Source organism: Fictibacillus sp. S7 (genome assembly GCF_004127935.1).
GTDB lineage: Bacteria > Bacillota > Bacilli > Bacillales > Fictibacillaceae > Fictibacillus_C > Fictibacillus_C enclensis.
Map to the genome: position 1 here is coordinate 1,077,619 of NZ_QJKL01000001.1, position 21,385 is coordinate 1,099,003.

General features: G+C 36.5%; 19 protein-coding genes and 2 pseudogenes. 4 read left to right on the forward strand and 17 right to left on the reverse strand.

The window, feature by feature from the left end; translation table 11 throughout:
• Nucleotides 1-399 precede the first annotated feature (399 nt).
• Nucleotides 400-1,974, forward strand: coding sequence for an MIR domain-containing protein (locus tag DMO16_RS05475; RefSeq protein WP_129475878.1), 1,575 nt, complete (start codon nt 400-402; stop codon nt 1,972-1,974).
• Nucleotides 1,975-2,943: 969 nt separating this feature from the next.
• Here the strand turns inward: DMO16_RS05475 and DMO16_RS05480 are convergent.
• From DMO16_RS05480 to DMO16_RS05515, 8 genes are all read right to left on the reverse strand, one after another.
• A complete protein-coding gene (locus tag DMO16_RS05480) occupies nt 2,944-3,756 on the reverse strand; it encodes an STAS domain-containing protein (protein WP_164988862.1) in 813 nt (270 codons plus the stop codon).
• Nucleotides 3,757-4,523: 767 nt separating this feature from the next.
• Nucleotides 4,524-4,922 (reverse strand): hypothetical protein, encoded by a 399-nt coding sequence (locus tag DMO16_RS05490; RefSeq protein ID WP_129475882.1) that lies wholly within the window; start codon nt 4,920-4,922, stop codon nt 4,524-4,526.
• 63 nt (nt 4,923-4,985) lie between these two features.
• Nucleotides 4,986-6,281 carry a hypothetical protein gene (locus DMO16_RS24820; protein WP_241840463.1) on the reverse strand — a complete coding sequence of 432 codons (1,296 nt, stop codon included), beginning with the start codon at nt 6,279-6,281 and terminating at the stop codon, nt 4,986-4,988.
• An 88-nt stretch (nt 6,282-6,369) separates the two neighbouring features.
• Nucleotides 6,370-6,501, reverse strand: a complete 132-nt coding sequence (locus DMO16_RS25135; protein WP_206738062.1) for an SEC-C metal-binding domain-containing protein — start codon at nt 6,499-6,501, stop codon at nt 6,370-6,372.
• Nucleotides 6,502-6,698: 197 nt separating this feature from the next.
• A complete protein-coding gene (locus DMO16_RS05505; RefSeq protein WP_129475884.1) occupies nt 6,699-7,121 on the reverse strand; it encodes a hypothetical protein in 423 nt (140 codons plus the stop codon).
• A gap of 197 nt (nt 7,122-7,318) precedes the next feature.
• Complete coding sequence (locus DMO16_RS05510; protein ID WP_129475886.1) at nt 7,319-7,672, reverse strand: hypothetical protein; 354 nt, start codon at nt 7,670-7,672, stop codon at nt 7,319-7,321.
• 50 nt (nt 7,673-7,722) lie between these two features.
• Nucleotides 7,723-7,893 (reverse strand): hypothetical protein, encoded by a 171-nt coding sequence (locus DMO16_RS24140; protein WP_206738063.1) that lies wholly within the window; start codon nt 7,891-7,893, stop codon nt 7,723-7,725.
• 162 nt (nt 7,894-8,055) lie between these two features.
• Entirely contained in the window at nt 8,056-9,042 is a 987-nt protein-coding gene (locus DMO16_RS05515; RefSeq protein WP_129475888.1) for a tyrosine-type recombinase/integrase, read from the reverse strand.
• Between the two features lie 154 nt (nt 9,043-9,196).
• Between DMO16_RS05515 and DMO16_RS05520 the strand changes: the two are divergent.
• A pseudogene (locus DMO16_RS05520) lies at nt 9,197-9,619 on the forward strand (recombinase family protein); the annotation flags it as partial.
• 237 nt (nt 9,620-9,856) lie between these two features.
• Here the strand turns inward: DMO16_RS05520 and DMO16_RS05525 are convergent.
• The 3 genes from DMO16_RS05525 to DMO16_RS25395 all read right to left on the reverse strand — a co-directional run bounded on the left by DMO16_RS05525 (nt 9,857) and on the right by DMO16_RS25395 (nt 14,492).
• Nucleotides 9,857-13,369, reverse strand: coding sequence for a DEAD/DEAH box helicase (locus DMO16_RS05525; RefSeq protein ID WP_129475890.1), 3,513 nt, complete (start codon nt 13,367-13,369; stop codon nt 9,857-9,859).
• A complete protein-coding gene (locus DMO16_RS05530) occupies nt 13,362-14,219 on the reverse strand; it encodes a hypothetical protein (RefSeq protein WP_129475892.1) in 858 nt (285 codons plus the stop codon). The genes DMO16_RS05525 and DMO16_RS05530 overlap by 8 nt, the downstream gene beginning before the upstream one ends.
• Before the next feature lie 171 nt (nt 14,220-14,390).
• On the reverse strand, nt 14,391-14,492 hold the full coding sequence (locus DMO16_RS25395) for a JAB domain-containing protein (RefSeq protein ID WP_129475894.1): 102 nt from the start codon (nt 14,490-14,492) through the stop codon (nt 14,391-14,393).
• Between the two features lie 67 nt (nt 14,493-14,559).
• Here DMO16_RS25395 and DMO16_RS05540 point away from each other — a divergent pair, with 67 nt between their 5' ends.
• Entirely contained in the window at nt 14,560-16,005 is a 1,446-nt protein-coding gene (locus DMO16_RS05540; RefSeq protein WP_062238909.1) for a DEAD/DEAH box helicase, read from the forward strand.
• Nucleotides 16,006-16,300: 295 nt separating this feature from the next.
• On the opposite strand, the gene DMO16_RS05545 is transcribed toward DMO16_RS05540, so the two are convergent.
• The 4 genes from DMO16_RS05545 to DMO16_RS05560 all read right to left on the reverse strand — a co-directional run bounded on the left by DMO16_RS05545 (nt 16,301) and on the right by DMO16_RS05560 (nt 18,586).
• Entirely contained in the window at nt 16,301-17,386 is a 1,086-nt protein-coding gene (locus DMO16_RS05545) for a GTPase (protein WP_129475896.1), read from the reverse strand.
• Nucleotides 17,387-17,635: 249 nt separating this feature from the next.
• Complete coding sequence (locus DMO16_RS25400; protein WP_129475898.1) at nt 17,636-17,803, reverse strand: protein kinase domain-containing protein; 168 nt, start codon at nt 17,801-17,803, stop codon at nt 17,636-17,638.
• Nucleotides 17,772-18,035 (reverse strand): hypothetical protein, encoded by a 264-nt coding sequence (locus DMO16_RS05555; protein WP_129475900.1) that lies wholly within the window; start codon nt 18,033-18,035, stop codon nt 17,772-17,774. The genes DMO16_RS25400 and DMO16_RS05555 overlap by 32 nt, the downstream gene beginning before the upstream one ends.
• Before the next feature lie 74 nt (nt 18,036-18,109).
• Nucleotides 18,110-18,586: a hypothetical protein gene (locus DMO16_RS05560; protein WP_129475902.1), complete on the reverse strand. Its 477-nt coding sequence runs from the start codon at nt 18,584-18,586 to the stop codon at nt 18,110-18,112.
• 659 nt (nt 18,587-19,245) lie between these two features.
• On the opposite strand from DMO16_RS05560, the pseudogene DMO16_RS24830 reads away from it, so the two are divergent.
• Nucleotides 19,246-19,433 (forward strand): annotated as a pseudogene (locus DMO16_RS24830) (tyrosine-type recombinase/integrase); the annotation flags it as partial.
• A gap of 115 nt (nt 19,434-19,548) precedes the next feature.
• Here the strand turns inward: DMO16_RS24830 and glnA are convergent.
• Both glnA and DMO16_RS05575 read right to left on the reverse strand, forming a co-directional pair.
• A complete protein-coding gene (gene glnA / locus DMO16_RS05570; protein WP_061969628.1) occupies nt 19,549-20,883 on the reverse strand; it encodes a type I glutamate--ammonia ligase in 1,335 nt (444 codons plus the stop codon).
• A gap of 45 nt (nt 20,884-20,928) precedes the next feature.
• Nucleotides 20,929-21,321, reverse strand: a complete 393-nt coding sequence (locus DMO16_RS05575; RefSeq protein ID WP_061971588.1) for a MerR family transcriptional regulator — start codon at nt 21,319-21,321, stop codon at nt 20,929-20,931.
• Between the last annotated feature and the right edge of the window lie 64 nt (nt 21,322-21,385).

A 21,385-nucleotide genomic window follows, 5' to 3' on the forward strand; every position in this document is an offset into this window, starting at 1 on the left:
ATCAATGAAACCAACTTCTTCATGCAGAAAACGTTTTTATAAGCAAAAACCCATGTCAAAAGCCACTGTCATTTCGGCACAAAATTTTAGAGAAGCGCCTCAAAAAGGAACCCTTTACCTAGTATCTAGGTAGGATTTTTGTTTACGGTTTAGTCTAAATTATTCATTCACTGGCTGTCCGCATATGCATACAACCAGTGATGTGAGCATAACCATTTTAAGGAATAAATTCCTTTTTTTATTAGATCACTTGCAGGCAGGAGGTGGCTGTTCCAGGTAGTCAACATGAATGGATGTTTTGTAAAACGTGAATATCAGGATTTTGTTACTTTTGTTGGATATAGCGACGGGAACCATTGGTAATGGCAGCAAAACCTTTCAGAATGGAGTGGCTAAAGGATGACAAACCAGCTTAAGCCCGGGCAAGAACTCCTGGCAGACCAGCAGATCACCGCGAACAATGGAAGAGCATTCCTGATTATGCAGGGCGATGGAAACTTCGTACTCTATGAAGTACATAAGGATAAACACATCCCTGTCTGGGCTTCCGGTACCAATGGTAGAGGCGGCGTGAAAGCAGTCATGCGGGATAATGGAAGCCTTGTTGTCTGCAAGGCGAATGGCGAGGCGGTCTGGGACTCTGCTGGTACCGCGGGGAACGCCGGAGCATACCTCATTATTCAGGACGATGGGAACGCGGTGATCTATACCAACCAGGGAAAGGCGCTCTGGGACTCAGGAACATGGCGCAATCGTCGAAAGCTTGATTTTGACCCGGCCGTTCACGGGTTTTTGTTTCGAAACAAGTTCATCAATGCTATAGCTAATATTCCGGGCCATGGTCAGGTAAAAACACAGGGACGATGTGGCGGAATGGCTTTTGCCGCGCTCGACTACTTCCTCAAGGGCATTCCTGTTCCGAAATATACCGGTAACCTGTTCAACGCAGAGGTTCCCCCGGATGGACACTGGCTTGCAGATTACATTTACAGTCGGCTTATGGACAGCTTCGCTGTACCTTCCTCCATCAAGTATGTTCATTGGACCATGGCATCCGATCATTCTACCTTGCTTGGAGGAAAAGGTGTCAGCCGCTGGACGAAGGAGGAAGAATTTCCAAAGCTGCGTTCACTCATCGACTCAGGCCGGCCGGCCGTCCTCGGCCTGGTAGATGCAACCAACCTCCTGCAGATTGGATCGGAGAATCACCAGGTTCTAGCCTATGGGTATGAGTGGCACTCGAAGGCTAACATTATGAAAGTGTTCGTGTACGATAACAACACGGTTGGAAAGGAGGTCGTATTGTCCTCCGAACCAGGCAACCCCCACTTTGACGCGACGAACAAGATCAACGACCCTTGGAGGGGTTTTTTTGTAGTCGACTATCAGCATAAGACCCCGCCTGTGTTCACGACGAAGCCGCCGGCGGACACGGCTCAAGTCCGTTACGGTCAGACCATTAAGGTAAGTCATCTCATAACGGGGCTGACACTCCATTCGCACGCACTGAACTACGGACACAGCCGAAGCTCAGGTCAGCAACAGGTGACCTGCTTCAGGGGGGCCGATGACAATGACCTCTGGAAGATCAAGGGACCTGATGGTACGCAAGCGAACCACAGGAGCAATGAAGTAGTACAACATGGCGATGTGATCCGGCTCGAGCATGTGCTCACGCAACGCAACCTGCACAGCCATTCGGGACACCCTTCCCCCGTGACCGGTCAGCAAGAGGTGACCGGCTTTGGCTCTGGAGGTCAGGGAGACAGCAACGATAACTGGCGGGTCGAGGTCGAAGGCGGGGGTCAGTGGAACGCCCAGCGCCGAGTGAGACTTGTCCACCTGAACACCAACCATACGCTCCACTCCCACCGCGGGCACAGCGATTCCCGCTGGACGGCCGGCCAACAGGAGGTAACCGGCTTTGGTGGACGTGACGACAATGACTGGTGGTGGCTCCTCGAAATCCGATGAGAGTGATCTAGATTCAGTCGTCAGTACCGTGTGCGTAAAACGAAAGCCGCCTGCCGGTTCTATATCCGGTAGGCGGCTTTCTTCATTGCTTTCTTGCCTTCTAAATAGCTTCGCTGAACTTCCCATAACAGATATTTATCTCCATAGCCAACTCGTAGTCCTTTGAACTGTCTAAACGATGGGGTCAGGATTTCATTCCATGTTTTCACATTCACTCGAGGCAAATGCAGATGGTATGGTGATGAGAGCATAAGTACTAAACCCTTCTGAAGGACTACTTTTCCACAAAGCAAGCATAAAATTCATTAGTACAGTCGGTATGAAAAGAATTGTCATCGATAGGGTTGAAATAAGTTCAGAAGAGAAGTGAGGAATAAAAAAAGATTAAAGATTTGAAAACTATAAAATATTATATATAAGGAATATAGTAGAAAAAGGGAATGTGGACCACTAACCAATACTCCCAGTATGAAGTGCAGTGGCTAAGTAAATAAGGCAACAAAAAAGTATTTCCACAACATTAGTTTAAATGTTTGATGAAAATTCTTTGTTTGGCTGATAATTCTTGAGGCATAATTTTCTTCATGCAAGGGGAGGATTTTTACATAAAAAGAGAATGCTTAAGGGTCGCCTTTTATGATAAATAAGTGCATCTAAAGAAGGACATTGAATTTCTATTTAAAAAAGTTGCGATACATGATATGTATTTAAATTGTATAAATAAAGATAGAGAGGATGAGAAAGTGTTGTTTCATGTACAAAAGTATTCTGCAGAAGAAATGATGGAGATTGTTATGAACCTTAGCAAATGGGAGTCTAATGAAGAACATCAAAAATTTTTAACAGAAAGTTTTCGAATTCTACAATAATGAGAATATCCCAAGGGTTAAAGAAGACTTGGTATAATAATAAAAAAATCACCTTGATTATGATATCGAGGTTAATGATCGCCTACTGCTTTTCCTTTTTCTATATGTATTCTAATGCATGTTTCAAATTAGCAAAATATCTCGTTTTTCCTACATCTATGCCACTTTGAACAATAACCTGTGCTAATTGTGGCTGAATTCCGGTTACAATAATTTCTATATCTAATAACTCTAACATTTTGCCAAGTTCAGCAAGGGCATATGTAAATTCTAAATCAAGCGTAATAACCCCCGAATAATCTACAATAAGTTGCCTGACTTGCATTTCAACAATCTTTGGAAGTACTTTATTACCAAGATAGGTAATCCTGTATTCATCAAATGTTCCAATTAGAGGCACAACGGCAACTCCCTCTTTAATGGGAACAACAGGAGCTGACAGCTCGGCTGCTTCTTTTTGGGCTTCTTTTCTTTCCTTATCCGAAAGCTCTTCAAAGGAAAGTACGGTTTCATTTAGACTTAAGTCTAAAATTTGATTTACTAGTTTTATTACTGAGGAATTTTCTCTTAGTGTAAGCCCATTTTGTTCACTAAGATTTGTAATTAAGTCATTTAAAACTTCTCTTGTAGGAGAATAACGAAGTACTATTTCCGAAATTCGAAGTCCAAGCTGGGATTTTGCATTTTTCTTACTCCATTCTAAAATAACTCCTGGTACTCCTATACTTTGTTTTTCAACAATAGAACTTCCTAGAAATTCGAAAAGTTCTACATACATTTCAATTGTCTGCTCCTTTTTCTGATTAGATATTTTCAGGGACATACTAGAGAGAACAGTCTCAACAACTTCTATAGCTAGTGAATTCGCATTTTCCACGAAATGTTTACTTATCATTTTTAATGTTTGAGACATTCCAAACATCCTTTCTCTTCTTTCAGTAATTAGATTATATACCATATAATCGCTTACTGCTCAGACGAATATTCTGAATTGTTTAAATTTTTATTTTAATACTAAAAAACTACTCAACCGAGTAGCAGCATGTCAATCTAAAATACTTTACAGCGCCTACAAAAAATTTAAGGATGTTGCGGAATTGCAACAGATTTTGAACCATTCTCATCCTCAGATCTCATTGAACTATATTGGATTACTGCTGAACAGATAGAAAACAACATGACTTGAAGGAAAAAGCCATACAGTGCCTTCTACCCTCTTTATATAGGCGTTCAATTCCTCATATATATTAGCCAGATGAATATCCCTCGTCTTTGTTGTCTACCCTTCTCTAACAGTAAGTTAGTCAGGTTTCTCCTTTCCTGTTTTTCTTCTAGCCAAATACAGCACCACCTTTCATAACATTGAACACGATTAGTATTCACGATTTAAACAAATTTAAAAACACTTTGGAAACACAAAAAACGCCTTCCTACAAATACTGTAGAAAGACATTAGAAACGTTGATATTACTTAATTCTTCTTTAATTAACGATTATATAAATAATAGAAAAATGGTACCGGTAGTCGGGGTCGAACCGACACACACCCGAAGGAACACAATTTTGAGTCCCCACCTAGAACCAAACTCTGACTAACAGCATTATATATAGATTCAGACGTTTATAAGCAAAATCGAGGAATAAGATTCCAATTAATTATACCCTTGTTCTTAGGAAATTTCAAAATTTCTTCTTATTGAGCTTACATAACCCCTGCTTCTTATATTTTTGAATAAGCTCTGCTTCAAATTTCCTTGCATCTTCTTCCTTATCGAACTCCCCGACAAACTTATACATCAATTTACCATCCTGCATTAATTGTCTGTGTTCTGAGTTTCTTCTTTTAGTATATCGCCTACACCAATACCAAACTCCAGAACCGACATACACAACTTCCTCACCTAACCAACGCTCATAAACAACAAACTTTTCAGCTTTTCTGTAGGCAGCTGGATCGAGTTTGAACCTTATTATAAGTTGTATTATTTTTTGAAAGGATGTTCCATAAATCTTAGCAATGTCTTGATTTGTCATTTTATCAATTAAATGCTGTATTAACTCGTCTTTTGTTGGAAACATAAAATCAACCTCCCAAGACTCTTGGAAGGTTGATTTTGTAAATCAAATAATAAAATTGATATTTTATTTTACAAAAGGTATGGATGGTAGTCCGCACCAAGGTGCAAGTTTATTGTAGTTTCGAGCTAACTTCTTTATTAAATCTAATCCCGCAGTTGTCGTACTAATAGCCTTACTGACTGTACCCTCTGTATTATTTACTTTCTCCAAAAAAATTTTCAATTTAGATACTCCCTTAGAATCGTTTATATTATCAGCATTCGTCTCAGACAAAGCTCCTTCCACATCATTTAACATTTCAACAGTTTCAGGAGAATCTACAATCTGCTTTAGATTTCTAATTGATTGAAGAGCTTCATTTACTTCATTATGAATTATGCTTTGTTGATTTAAAATATTATCAATCTTAATTACAGGCGCGATATGAACTTCAGATAAAGCAGGTTTTGAAAGCCCATTACTTATAATCTCGACAAGTTTACTAGTTTGAATTTGTTGCTCTTTTAGCTGGGTTTGTTTAAAAGCTAACAACTCTTTTTGACTCTCAATACGAACTTGAGCCATTCTCAATTCATTTTTTAATTCAAGTATCTGTATTTGTGCAGAGGCACCAAAATATTCTTCAGGTCTAGTTTCTCCTTTTAGGATTAAGTCATATTCTTCTAAAGCCTTTTCAACTATATGTTTATCTCCATCTTTAGTTTCAACTATCATCTTAACTACTAATCCATCTTGTATTATTCTTACAGTAGCATTAACCCCTGGATATTTTTCTTTAAGTAATTTATGGAAATAGCTCAGTATCCCTAAACCTGCTTGGTAATACTCGGGTGGAAACTCAATACTTCTATTCATAACTACATTTTGATCTTGTTCTTCTATGTGTGTATATACCGGGCTATCTACATCTTCCTTATCCAATATTGTTTTCATTGTATCTATAAGCTCTTGTCTAAATCGATGAACTTCGTCGAATCCTATATCTGTTCCTAAATGTTCATACTGACGAATGACTGTGTGATTTATATCAAATGGAGGTTTGAGCTTATTTTCCGCTATGGCAATTGTTGTTCTCGGACGCAAAGCATGTCTTACCCCAAGTTCATAAAAAGCGTTTGAATTATTTGTAGACAAATCTGCAATTACAACATCTGCATTTATTAAATGTTCATACATTGGGACATCAATCGTACCGGAATGTTTAACCTCATCCGCTCTAATACATTCTAACCCTACCTCTTCTGCTGCTGGTTTTATTATATTTTTATAGGTTTTATCCAGATTAAGATCTCTTCCTGTTGCTAGATCAGTTTTTATCCCATATCCCATAATCACAAAACATGTACCTTTTTTACTCACTATCTCTCCCCCTAAAAAAGTAGACAATAATTCAATTTTTAGTGCTTGCTCAATCAGTAAGTTTTTAACAGCATTACTAGTTTTAAAGTTAACAGAAAGAATTTTCAATTGGTATAGTATTTACATTGGAGACATTACGACCAGAATTATTAATACAACACTTTTTATATTTATTTCCACTTCCGCAAGGACACGGATCATTCCTACCTACTTTTTCCATTTTACTCTCCTAAACCATTAAAAATTTTTTATTAGTTTTCTTTGAAACTATTACACCTTCCATATTTATAATTCTTATAATTATCCTCATAATAGGATTGAGCCTCTTGAAGGTCTTTATAATAAAGCCAGATACCATCACGAAGTAGACCATTAACTTTTTTGTACTTTGAATCTATTGTAGGAATAAAAACGCAGTTATCCTTCCTCAGAGCTTTTTTGATTACCTATATGCCTCTTCATTCTCGGATTACCATAAGCAATCTTAATTAACTTTTGTAACTTGCTCACATCATGTATATAATCAAAAGGAATATTAATTTGGTTAATATACAGTTCCCGCTTTGGCTTTTCAAACTTAACACTAAATTCCTCTTTTCGTGTTAAGAGGTTATCTCTAATTTCAGGTGGAAAATGCAGCAATAGTGCATTACCATTTTCTGTCGTGATCGTAGCAAACTTTATAAAACCTTTCTTTGCAATCGAAATACATCTTCTAAGTGAAACAATTTCTATATCATTAAAATTCCCCTCTATAAAGTAATAGATCTTTTCTGCCATTTTTCTGTTAAGTTCGTCTTTCATAAGAGGGAAAATATCTTCTACCGATGTATATTGCATTGCCATAACTCCTCTACAATAGATTAGTAGATTAAATCTTAAGCTTATCCAATATAAGCTTTTTTCTTTCTTCTATGAACTGAGAATAGTTTTCCAACTTCCAAAGGTTTTTGTCACTAGGTATTAAGTTCATATCTAAATAGTCATCTAATTTAGCTTCAAACCATTCTTCTGGAAGAGAAATCTTTTTTCGTTTTTTATATTCGTTTGTAATGCATTCCGCTGACAAAGAACTTTGAACCTTTGTCCTTTTGAATGTTCTTTTGAATGGTTGGTTCGTACCCTCTGTTCGTGAGGACGAATCGAATCAACATCCCGATCGCCTGGCGGGTAAAATGGTCACCAAGAGCCAACTCCTCTCCTGCCTCTTTCTCCACCAGAGAGAATACACCTTCAATAGCAGGTCTTCCCTCTTCCACCGCTTCTTTCATGCGATAGAGACCATCCTTACTTGTGATCGTTTGATAGATTGAATGAAACTCGGAACATGTTTCATATTTTTGGTAAATAGGGTATGTTGCAAAAAACGAACGATAAGATGGCGTATTCAATGGGTTTCCTCCTTATTTTATAAAAAGCAGATAGAGTAATTCTATCTGCTTTATTTTTCAAGAATGACCAAATGTTTGACGTTAATAAAACCTGCTCCCCAGTGATAAAAGGTTTCGTTAAGTTCACTTGCCAAATCGTTTGGATAATCCTCAGGGCTTAGTTCGAAGGGTTCGTCAGATTCTTCCCCTTTGTCAGGATTGTTCATGGGGTTATCGCTCATTTAAGAACGCAAAAACACTTTCTTTGTCTGGAACAGTTAGGGTCTTGTGTGTCCCAATCATACGAAAACTCCTCAATGCCGTACAACGCAAAAAAGTCTTCAGCGGTTTCAAACATGTTCATAACCCTTTCTTTTTCGTTTTTATTCATTATACGTTGATTTTTACGTTTCTTGAGAAAATGGATAGGTTTTTGAAATGTTATCACGGTTTAAAAACCCTTTCAAATTGTGGTAACTGCTGATTTTAAAACGGGACGCGACCATTTTGATGTCATCGAGAGTCAATTCCTCTTGATCTATGATCGTGTGGGCATAATAGATTTGTGCCGCCCGCTGCACATATTTCGCAGTTAGAAACGGCAAACCCTGTTCCAACTGAATCCGACGCATTCGTCGGTAGATCACATGGACGTTGGAAGGATCGGATACGGACTCTGCCGCGGTGAGTGACGGACGTACGATGTATGGGTTGACCGCCAGTTCATTGTATTCGCGTACATTGTTTACCCCTGATAATTTTGAATCTCGTTTGTAGTATATGGTTTCCCCGAATGCCTGCTCAAGCATAACCAAGGTATCTTTATCGACGGAAAGAACACGGTTGGTGAATTTAATGGGTCTTCCCCGTTCATCTTCTTTCAAGGCATTGGTCAGAAACAAGGTTTGATTCGTGTGATCCACATCCTCTTGTTTCAAATTTCGGATTTCACTCAGCTTTTTTCCGTTAACTCCGACAAATAACAACCGCAGAATCACCGCATCTTGGAGATTTCGGCACCGATTCTCAGCCCTCACAACATCGTCCTTTGTCATATACGCTTCATGCTCCCACACATAGCGGGAAAAATCTTCAGGTCCCAGTAATTGCAGCACGTTGATTTTTGCGTAACCTTGTTTCACACTCCAGTGAAGATAACTTGAGATAATTCGAGCATAGCTTTCGATAGTGTTTCGGTGACGGGAATGAAACCCGCGAAGAACCTCTTCCATTTCTTCTAGGGTGAACAAATTCAAATCTTTTTGATACTTGTTCTCGAGCGGTGCGGTATGTAAAAATATACGGCCGTACGTTTGTACGGTCTGCGGGGAGATTCTTCCGCTGTCAAAATAGTTTTTCTTTATAGCCTCGTTGTAGAGTGTGGATTCCACAGGTGGATTCCTCCTTCGAAATATCATCAATGGCTTCATTATAGCTCATGAATCGCCACTTTTTGTAAAAATCTTCTGACAACAGATTCCTGTGAAAAAAGCCTAGCAATCTAGGCTTTTTTGAATGGATTATCTTACTTTTTTTCCCACGGGAGGCGACACGCTCGTTGTAACTAAATTAGACCGCTAGCACGTTCTACAGTAGATGCAATCAACACAGTAAAAGTACTATTTGAACGAAGCGTTAAGGTTCATGTCCTAAATATGGGTCTAGTGGAAGACTCACCAACAGGAAGGTTAATACTTACGATTATGAGCGGTTTTGCAGAGTTTGAGCGTGATATGATTGTAGAACGAACCCAAGAAGGCAAAGCTATAGCGAAGCAGCGTGAAGATTTCCGTGAGGGCCGACCTCCTAAAGAAAGCAGATAAAACACGCACTACAGTTATTAGAGACGAATTCTTAGAAGTTGAAGCGATAACTGGCATATCGATGAGTACGTTGATTCGAGCGAAAAAGAAGTATGGGAAGGACATTAGGGAAGAGAACCAAAATGGAAAGAGTAACAAACATTAATAATGGACGGCTTCCAACCTTGGAGGTTGTTCTCTTTTATTTGGTTTGTATTAGCGAAAACCCCGAAATTCGAAATTAAAAATATAACTGATACTACTACATTTTAACACAAAGGACCTCGGCAAGATTCCAAAGTCCCAAAGATTGTAATTAACTTATGATTTTATAAACACATCTATCTGTACTAAGTCCTCATTGTGATTTAAGCAATATATTGAAAATTATTTTCAGACGGTTTCAGGTTTCTAAAGAAAAAGCTAGTTCAATAATTTCTAATTCAGTTGGTGGAATTTTCGACTTTTCTATTTCAACAGTTTTCCATTTTTTCTTAATACTTATTACTTGTTTTCTATTTTGTTCTTCATCCTGATTTTCCGTTAAAGGAAAATGTTTGGCCATTAAATGTGCAATCATTCTATTCCTAAAACCATATTTAAACCAAACAATAGATGAGTTATCACTACAACCATTTTTAATTAACAAGGGCAAGATTTCTAAATTATAGACCAACTCGCCATTAAATATCTCTTCTAGGATAGCTACTATTAATCCCGCATAGTTACCAATATAATCAATTTGTTTTTTGATAAAAGAAATTGTATCTGGAATTGGTTTTCCTGCTGTTCGTAAAGAATCTACTTCAGTAATATTCAAATATCTTTTAGCAATGGAAGATAAATTTTCTCCTGTCATATACATCCATGTCACTTCAAAGAACTCAATCCATAATTCATCCCACATGTGAGGTTTTTCCCAGTATAAATTAGTGTCATTTTCATTTATCAATTTCTTTTTCATGTTATTTATAAAGGTATCTTTTGCTGTTATATTTTCTGGTAACACACCTTTAATATAAAAAGGAGGTAGTACACTCATTATTTCAAATAGAAACTTAGTCCAATCTTTTATTGACCAATTATTAAAGTTCTCCTTAACAATGTAACGATCAATAACAGTCGCTGTGATTTGAGTAGTAAAGAAATCAAAACCTGATTTTCTTCCTGCACTTATTATCCATTCAGGAGCTTTGGTTTGATCTAAAAATTCATGTTTCATATCGTATATTATCTTTGTTGCAGTTTCAATAATATTGTTATTTAATGTAGGATTTAATTTATAAGCTCCATAAGTATTTTTAAGTATTAAGCTAGTGGTCTCATCTTTATCAGATTGATCAGATAAAAATGTAACGATTTGTAGTTCTTGTAAATTTGCGATATCTGACCGAATAATACCGTTTGAGATATTATTTAAGAACACACCAATTGGACTAATAACATTTATAGAAGAATCCCTATCTTTTAAAACCTCTAATTTACTTAATGTATTTGATATGTCAATACTCTCATTCTTAAACAATAAGGGTTCATTTGGGACTATAAGACTTAAACTGTGATTAGAAAATCCTGCTCTACCAGCTCTACCAATGGCATTAAGTACTAATGCTTTAGATCTCTGCTGTGCTTCAGCAGTATATTGCTCTCTTGCATCTCCAATTCTAGTACCGGCAATAACAACAGCTACTGAAGGCAAATTTAATCCTTGGGCTAATGTACCTGTTGCAATCATTAATGAAACAAGGTTTTTCTTAAAAGCTAATTCAGCTGCTTCTTTTTCATTATCAAGCATATATGCTGTATGAACAGCAACTCCTTCTTCTATAATTAACCTGCCTACTTCAGATGTAATTCCTAACTCAAATTCTGCTAACTTAATATGTGACAATAATGAAACTGGCATCGTAATAGAATCTCTATTTAAGTTAACATCTTTTGCTAAAGTGAATGGATAATGTCGGTTTGTGGATATAAATACAATTGTAGATAGATTACTTCTGGCTAATTTTATTCCAAGAGTTCTTGAGGTTTGATTCACCCAGCTATCATTTTCAACATTATAATTCCAAGATTCATTTATTTTTTTACGCCTTATATTAAATTTTGCATTAGTGTCTATTTCGAAATTATGATAATCATTATAATTTTGATTGTCCCATATACCTGATAGTCCAAAAAGTATTGATATTGGAGTCTCAAAACCTAACTTTTTCCTCCTTTCTGGAAGTAAATTCAACTTCTCCTTGGTAGTTTCTGCTGCTTCCAATGCTTTGTCATAATCAATTCCTACTGCTCCTCTTACAATTCTTGTTGGTTTCCAAGGTACATCTGCAATAACACTTTCTGTACTTGTAGTATTTTCTAACCAATTCGCGATATCTTTAGGATTGTTTAACATCGCTGACATTAAAACAAACTTAATCCTACTATTAATAGAAATTATTTGTCCTAAAACAAGATCTACTGTAAGACCTCTACTTTTTTCAGATAAGAGATGACACTCATCTAAAATACATAAACTACAATATTTAAAAATCTCTGGATTAGTTCTAAGTGTTAATGCACATTTTTCTGGTGTCATAACCGCAACAAAATTTGCCGTTATATCTTCTATTTTAATATTTTCACTTTGTAAGGTTGTATATTCATCATTTCCTATAAATGAACGAACCTCTATGTTTGGGTATGTAATAAGTGCCTGTTTTATATCCCCCCTAATTTGATGAACAAGGGCATTAGTTGGTGCTAAATATAACACCCACCCAGTAGATAGTGATTGAGCAACTGCCACCTCAGCAATAAAACTTTTGCCACTTCCAGTAGGAAGATTGACAATAGTATTTTTATGTGGGCCTGGCAAACATTCATTTACAAATTTTTTTGTTGATTCCCATTGAAATGGTCTTGATGTAGTTTCCCTATTCCCCTTACTTCTAGAAGTAATATAGTTTTTAAAGTCATCATATCCCTCTTGAGGATAAGGAATTGTATAGACAGTAGATCTTTCAGATGTTTTTTCAAAAACAATTCTAATTATCTTAGCTAAATGATAAATTTCAGGAAACAGCGCTTCTTGCCTAAGCGCACTATACTTCTGTATTTTACTTAGCAACGACAAACATTTACTTTTCCCCTCAGATTTCTCACCTGTTAACCATAATATATAATTACATACCGCTTTCCCAATATTCGAATACATAATATATAGGTTTTGATTGATTAGACCCTTTAAGCTCCCAGTTTCATTAATCGGTAAACTATCTGGGGAATTTTCAGAATCTACCTTCCATAGACTACCACTTAATAAGTTACATAAATTTCTTAATAACCAATTAGCAGATTTACTAACAACATCTAAGTTCCCTAATGTTGATTCATCAAATTGATTTAGTAAAATATATTTTTCGATTTTTTTCACTTCAGTAAAAGCATTTGCGTCATACCCAGAAAACAAATATAGTAAGGAGGATTCAACTCTAGTGTAAATAGTTTCATTAGACAGAAGTAATGGATTAATTACTTGATGTAACATTTGATTTTCGATTAATGTAGCCAATAGCGATAAAGCCTCCGCGGCAACAAATGCTGAAGCTTTTCGGATTTTATCTTCAATCTCATTATCAAAGATTGCAATACTCTCTAATGTATCCCCGATTCTCCTTAACTCTTCCAAGGTTTGTTCAATATTATTACTTGAATCATTATCCTCGCTTATTTCAAAATCTTCAATTTCTTTTTCATTCATATTATCAAAAATACCATAATCAAATTTTTGGGTTGATTCATTCATTCCTAATTGCTGTTTAATGGAATATAAGTATGCTTTTGTTATCTCTCTTCTTATTTGCTTTTTATCAATATCGGGAAGATTCGGTAAATCATTAAATAAATCATAAGAAAATTTATCAAACATCTTTTAAACTCCTTACATAATCTCTCATTTCATCAGAGAGTTTGTCGAAAAACCCAGAAAAGTCATCCAAATAAATTGGTATGATTATACGTTTATCAACTGGAACATTTAATTTTTGCATAGATCTTCGTGCTTTTGACCAATCTTTTTGTATGGAATTATCATAAATTAACGAGGTTAAAAAACATCTTTCTTGTCTCCAAAATCCATGTGTAACCATACTAGATAGGTCACTACTTAACAGCTGTCTCATAATCTGTACTTGTGTCCGAATTCTCTTTCCCATCTTTTTATTTTCATCAATTCCATCAAAAAAACCTACAGCTTTTGATACTGCCTTATTTGGATATAATTTATAAGCTTTACATTCACCAATCGTTAATCCAATATTCCCTTTTAAATACAGAGCAGTTAAATCTAATCCCTTATCTTTTGGATCATCATGTACCAATCCAACAGCAATAATTTCTCCAGCAGGATGTAAATTTTCAACATCGTTAGCAATTGTTAATAATAAATGGATTATTGACTCAGCTAGCCAAGGATTACGCTCATCCTCTATAAAATCTCTATTAAGATTATTACTTTCACCAATTAATTCAAATATACTTTCTTCTAAGTCTATTATTCCATCTATTCCCTCTTCTAATAGGTCGTTACGGATTGATAAGTTTGCTTGAATTGCATTAGCTATTAAACCCACCATATAAACAGAAAGACATTCAATTATGTGTTGTTCACTACTCAGTCCAGTTATTATTATACTGTGGTGAGTAGATGTTTTAATCAACTGTGCACGTAACGATGTTTTAAGGTAATCTAACTTTTCTAATAAATGAACATCTAGCATATCAACAACTCCGCAAAATTTTTATATCTTTATTATCACAAAATTTCTATATATTTGAAACAACGGAAAATATTTTTTTGCTTTTAACGTAAGCATATTGGCAAAGTCATCAAAAGTATTGACTAAATGAAAAAAAGGAAAGGAAGAGACTCTCATCCTTTCCTCTAGTAGTTACATATATCCCTTTTCTTTAAGACTAGTATAGTCTGCTTCAGCATTTACAATGAGGTGATCCAGAACTTCAATACCTAAAAACCCCCGATTGTCCATCATTTCAAGTATAATGAACACTATTCAGGTTATGCTGAATCTGGATAATATAAAAAATCGAGGTTCCTACATGAATAATAGAAGTTTTAACGATTATCGTATAAGCGATGAAATAAAACGAGCACTTACAGTGTTGAAATATGAAACTCCGACTGAGGTTCAGACTGAAGTCATACCATTAGCTCTGGAAAAGCAAGATCTCGTCGTAAAATCCCAAACAGGCAGCGGAAAAACAGCAGCCTTTGGTATTCCGGTATGCGAAATGCTGGAATGGGAAGAAAAACGGCCACAAGCATTGATCCTTACTCCCACGCGCGAGCTCGCTGTTCAAGTTCGTGAAGACCTTACCAACATTGGAAGGTTCAAGCGGATTAAAGCTGTTGCTGTATATGGTAAAGAGCCTTTTGCGAAACAAAAAGAAGAATTGAAACAAAAAACGCATGTTGTCGTCGGTACACCGGGACGCGTCATGGACCATATCGAGCGTGAAACCCTCGTCTTAGACCAAATCAAGTACCTGATCATTGATGAAGCAGATGAAATGCTGAACATGGGCTTTATTGATGAAGTCAAAAAGATTATTAAACAACTTCCTTCAAACAGAGTAACCATGGTCTTTTCTGCGACATTGCCAAAAGATATTGAAAATCTCTGCCATCAATATATGAAGGATCCAGCAAAAATCGAAATAGCTTCTGCCGGGATGACGACAGATACGATCAAGCATTCTTTAATCAACGTTCAGGAAGAGGTGAAGCTTGCTCTCCTGAAAGACGTGACGGTCGTTGAAAACCCAGACAGCTGCATCATTTTCTGCAATACGAAAGAGCACGTCGATACCGTGTTTGCTGAGCTCGAAGCCTCTCAGTATTCTGTTGAAAAGCTTCATGGAGGGTTGGAACAAGAAGATCGATTCGCAGTGATGGACGGGTTCAAGATCGGGAATTTCCGTTACCTTGTCGCCACGGATGTGGCTGCGAGAGGAATTGATATTGATAATGTAACCCTCGTTATCAACTATGACGTTCCTATGGAAAAAGAGAGCTATGTCCACCGTACAGGAAGAACTGGCCGGGCCGGCAAAAAAGGAAGAGCCATTACGTTTGCATTGCCTTATGAAGGAAAATATCTTAGAGCCATCGAAAGATACATCGGCTTTGAGATCGATGAAGCGGAAGCACCGACAAAACAAGAAGTGGCTAAAATGCAGCGGGCTTTTGAAGAAAAGCTCAGCGGGCGCCGAGTCGTGAGAAATAATAAAACGGCCCGAATCAACCAGGATATTACGAAACTCCACTTCAGCGGCGGAAAAAATAAGAAGATCCGAGCGGTCGATTTCGTTGGAACCATCGCAAAAATCCCTGGAGTCTCAGCAGATGATATCGGCATTATCACCATCCAGGAGAATTGGTCCTATGTTGATATTCTTAACGGAAAAGGCTCACTTGTCCTGCAAGCCATGGAAAATACCACAGTTAAAGGCAAGAAACTGAAAGTCAGCAAGGCGAAAAAGTAAATAATCCTTCTGATTAGGGTTATGGGGGTAAAACAGTAGTTAAAAGGAACAGAAATAGTATCTTTCATACGAAATAAACTCTTGAAAGAAGAAGTCTAAAAGATTATAAAATAAACTAATTTGTATTAGTCAATGGATTTAAAAAGAGACCATTCAGTATTCTTATTGTCTGTGATCTCTTTCCATTAAATCATTTAATTTTCTTTACATGGAACTAACCATATATTTCATAATAGAACCCCTTCTAGTTAATCATTAGAAAAGGGTTCTATTTTAAATTTATGATTTAATTTTTTTAATTTGCACTAGTGTAGAGTTTATCTTTTAGAATTGCAGTTGCTATCTCTGCACAATCATTACAATAACTCTTGCTTGCAGCAAAAGTAACTAAAAAAGAGGTGGTCGCTGAAACACCTTGACCAATCAGTGGTATTCTCTTACCAATCTGTTTTAATGTTGTCTTTACCGCTTGTTTCTCAAGTTGATCCTTTGCAACTTTTTCAAGTAGTTTAGTTATTGCGGTTTTTGTAGAATATTTTAATATATTATTGGCAATAGTAAGTAATCTTTCATTATATAAAGGTTTATTTTCCTCTATTATCTGCTGACTTAATCCAAATGATTTTCTAATACGGTCAAAAATCCCTGTTAAAATGGAGAGGTCTACTGTAATATCAACTAATGGAATCGGATTTATGCCATTAGCAGCAGCAAGAGTTGAACCTAGATAAATATATTTATAGCAAGCCTTTTTCTTATTTTCTAAAAAGTCTTCGGAGTACGCTTTTGCATCCAATGAAAATTTTATCTGCTTAACAGTGCTTAAATTATCATAAATGGCTTTTGTTAAAGCATCAAGGCCTTCTTCTGTTCGGCAACTTGTAAAATATACTCTAACCTCTCTTCCGACTTGTTTTTTAACATCATTTAAAACGTCCTCTTTTAATTGTTCAGTTGTCTTACCCTTTTGAAACATGCTGTCAACCCAATTTCGAACAAAGAGACATTTTTTACCTTCTGCTTGTAGTTTTCTAAAAAACTCTGTATCTTCTTGCCTGAATTTCCCTGAAAAAACACATATAAAGATATCATAACTTAGTACATTAAACTTCTCAAAAAAAGAATTTGCTGGAAAATTTTTTGTACCATACCCCGGTAAATCCGTAAGAATTAAATCCTCCCATTTATATGGATCTTCAGTAACAGTTGTATCTGTTTCTTGAGATACATTTGCTACGTCTTCACCTATTAAAGCATTAATTAAAGAGGATTTCCCTGAACCCGGTTGGCCAAAGAGAGCAATTTTAACCTGTGTTTTATTTAATTTATCCAACTCTTCTTTAATCGCTTTAATAGATTCGTAAATATTATTATCGTCCATAATAATATCCCTCCTGGTTTTATAAATGTTTATTACACATCATCTAAATTAAATATACCATTTAAATCATGTGAATTTTCTAATTTTTTAAAAAAGGACTTCCATACCTAATTTTATTATGTTCTACTTTTTTTGATTTTTAACGGTTTAATGACTTGGTTCCACTGCTGATCGGATAGTTTTGTTTTATTGTTAATTAAAATAAACTCTAATAATTCCGGTGACTGGGAATAAGAAAAGATAGGAATTTTAACCCTCAGGTGCCATATATCTAATGTGTCCAAATCCCTTAAATGTAAGTTGTCTTGTGCCATCATGAACTATTTTGGATAATCCAAAATCTGATATTTTAATAGTTCCATTATGTAAGAGAATATTATCAGGCTTAATTAACTGTATTAACCTCGTTTGATACATAGTCGATATAAGTTTGTGGGTTATTTAAAGCATCAGCTAATCTATTAGATGACAGTAAAATAGCTGCAATTGTAGTTTTGGATAATGAGGTCTGAGATTGAATTTGTGCAACTAGATCAGGTATTACATAGTTGACGCTCACATCTTGCGTCTTATGCCCAACTTGTTTTCTAGTTACCCCTTTCTCACTTATAGTTATAGAGGCTTGAGTAATCCCAATTGAATAAACCAAAATACCACCTCAAGTTAATTGTACCATGACAATTTTTATCTCAAGATAGGAATTAAATGTAAATTAGATTATTATTATTGAATACCAAGAAAGCCTTTTAACGGTTCAACATATTTTTTTTGCAATAGATTCGTATCGTTTAATACTTGAAAATCCCAATAAGCGACCTCTGAAATCTTATTAAAATCAGTAATTTCCTCTAGTTCTTTAATCCTTGAGTCAAAAGAGTGGTTTAAATAACCACAATAATACTTTAATTCTCTCGGTAAGATGTCCATATTTACTTCCCCAAGTAACTTTTGAATAGCAACAACTTCATTCAAACACTGTTTACGCTTAACCACCCTCTCATTGATTAATGTTTCCAATGAATTCACATGAGCAATTATTGTATAATAATGAGATTCTAATTTTTCAAGGTTTTTCTTCTTCTCATCTTCCTTAGCTTCCTTAAATTTCTTCTGTTCGAATTTGTTGGTAGCATAAACTGATGAAATACCTATTATAATAGGTACTAATAAATTTTTAAGTGTATATGATAAAATATCCAAAATTTCCCCTCTTCCCCTTATACCTAAAAAAATTATAACAAGTTCTTTATTTTTTGTAATGGGATATTAATTAGGAAAAAGGAGATTAACCCTATTTTCTTATACACACAACCTGACTCTTATTCTTTTTCCCTTTTGAAGGTTTTATGATATATTCCACACTGTTGACATAGTCCGTACTTTTTCGTTAATCTTAATTTTAATTTCCATTCCTTTATCCTCCCTTAGTTGTTCTATATAAACACTCATCTTAAACAAAAGAACCTCTCTATAAAGACTATTAGTTGACACTTACTTCGTTCAGATCAGATGCCTTTCTTTTAATATTAGTATGGTAAGAGAAAATTTTAAAGTCTTATGCATTTAGGTAAAATTAGTTTTCATACGTAAAAGTATCTGCATAAAAACATACGTGACAAATATTTAACACGATCGAGGGAGTATAACAGATAATTAACCTCAAAAGCCGTTAAATAAAATTCCTCTTTTATCTATAAAAGCCCTCACATGGATTGTAAGGGCTTTTTATTATCATTTGCATTTGAAATGCTTGATTAGCATTATATATGTTCTTGAGTTTAATATAAGGTTGATCAAAAATTTCAAGACCTCATATGCTCGTTTGCTTCACTTTACGTTTATTTAGATGTGTTTATTGAGTGCCAATTCATTCATTACGGCATACACATGCTGTTTTGCTTTTGGAAAAAAGACCTATATGAAGTATGTTCAGGAGCGTTTAGGTCATGACAGCATTCAAGTTACATCGGATGTTTATGCCCATATCTCCAAGAAAATAGAAACAGATACTATGGGTAAATATGAAGAATACATGAAAAATGTCTAAAAGTAATAATTTTTTGGTCCATTTTTGGTCCTGCATTAATTAAAAATGGAATTAACCTATTTGACCAAAAAGCAAAAAACCCCTTAACACCAATGGTGTCAAGGGGTTTTGGGTTTTAATACATGCTCATGTATTGTTCGCGTTCCCAAGGGTGAACTTGTGTACGGAACATATCCCACTCAATTTCTTTTGCTTCCACAAAGTGTTCAGCCGCATGCTCGCCAAGCGCTTTAATCAGCACTTCGCTCTTCTTCAAGCGGTCGAGCGCTTCTTTAAGCGTTGCAGGAAGATCTTTGATTCCTTCTGCTTCACGCTCATCTTTATCCATAACATAAATGTTGCGGTCAATTGGTTCTGGAGTTTGCAATTGGTTCTTGATTCCGTCAAGACCGGATGCCAGCAAGACCGCCATAGCAAGATAAGGGTTGGCTGTAGGGTCAACACTACGAACTTCAACACGAGTGCTCAGTCCGCGGGAAGCCGGGATACGGATCAGCGGGCTGCGGTTTTGCATGGACCATGCAACATAACAAGGAGCTTCATAGCCAGGAACCAAACGCTTGTAGGAGTTTACAGTCGGGTTGGTTACAGCAGTAAAGTCTTGAGCATGCTTCAGGATTCCAGCAAGGAACTGCATCGCTGTTTCGCTAAGTCCAGTTTCAGTGGACGCGTTGTAGAATGAGTTCTCGCCGTCTTTAAATAATGACATGTTGGCGTGCATTCCTGAACCGTTCACACCAAACAGCGGCTTCGCCATAAAGGTAGCGTGAAGTCCATGCTTACGGGCGATGGTCTTAACTACAAGCTTAAATGTTTGGATGTTATCACAAGTTGTTATAGCATCCGCATATTTAAAGTCAATTTCATGCTGTCCAGGAGCTACTTCATGGTGAGATGCTTCGATTTCAAAGCCCATATCTTCCAGCTCGAGAACGATGTCACGGCGGCAGTTTTCGCCAAGGTCAGTCGGCGCAAGGTCAAAATATCCGCCCTTGTCGTTAAGCTCAAGTGTCGGCTCGCCTTTTTCATCATTTTTAAATAGGAAAAATTCCGGTTCAGGTCCAATGTTGAAGTCAGTGAAGCCCAAATCTTCCATTTCATTCAGTACGCGTTTCAAAATTCCGCGAGGGTCGCCGGCAAATGGTGTGCCATCCGGATTGTAGATATCACAGATCAGACGGGCTACTTTTCCTTTTTCAGAAGTCCAAGGGAATACAACCCATGTGTCTAAATCAGGGTAAAGAAGCATATCGGATTCCTCGATGCGCACAAATCCTTCGATAGAAGAACCGTCAAACATCATCTTATTATCCAATGCCTTTTCCAATTGTCCGATAGGAATTTCTACGTTTTTGATTACGCCCAAAAGATCGGTAAACTGAAGGCGAATGAAACGTACATTTTCATCTTTTGCAATTTGCATGATGTCTTCTCTTGTAAATTTAGCCAATTGTTACTCCTCCTTAGAAATTGAATACAGCATTCGTTGGTAAGATTAGTGGAAAAAGCGGGATAGTTCCCCCTGGATCAAGGACGTCTTCCCTAGTCTGCCCGCATGCAACAAATCACGCTTTAATCGGCGGTGTATGGCAGCGTCAGACACTTGCTCGTTCTTAACCTCATTTTTCAAAAGGCTAACCGCTTGCTGGTTCAGCTCAAACACACGCTTGATCCCTGCAAGATTGACGCCTTGTTCAATCAGAGACTTGATTTCCAGCAATTTATCCACATCGTTGAAAGAGAACATTCTCCGGTTGCCGTCTGTACGAGCCGGGTTAATCAGTTCATGTTCTTCATAATATCGAATTTGCCGGGCAGATAATTCAGTTAGCTTCATAACAATACTGATCGGAAATAAAGGTTGATTCCGCCGTGTATCATCATTCATCATCGTAAGCCCTCCTTCCAACTACTTTTATCTTATGTTACATAACCTAACATGTCAATACTAT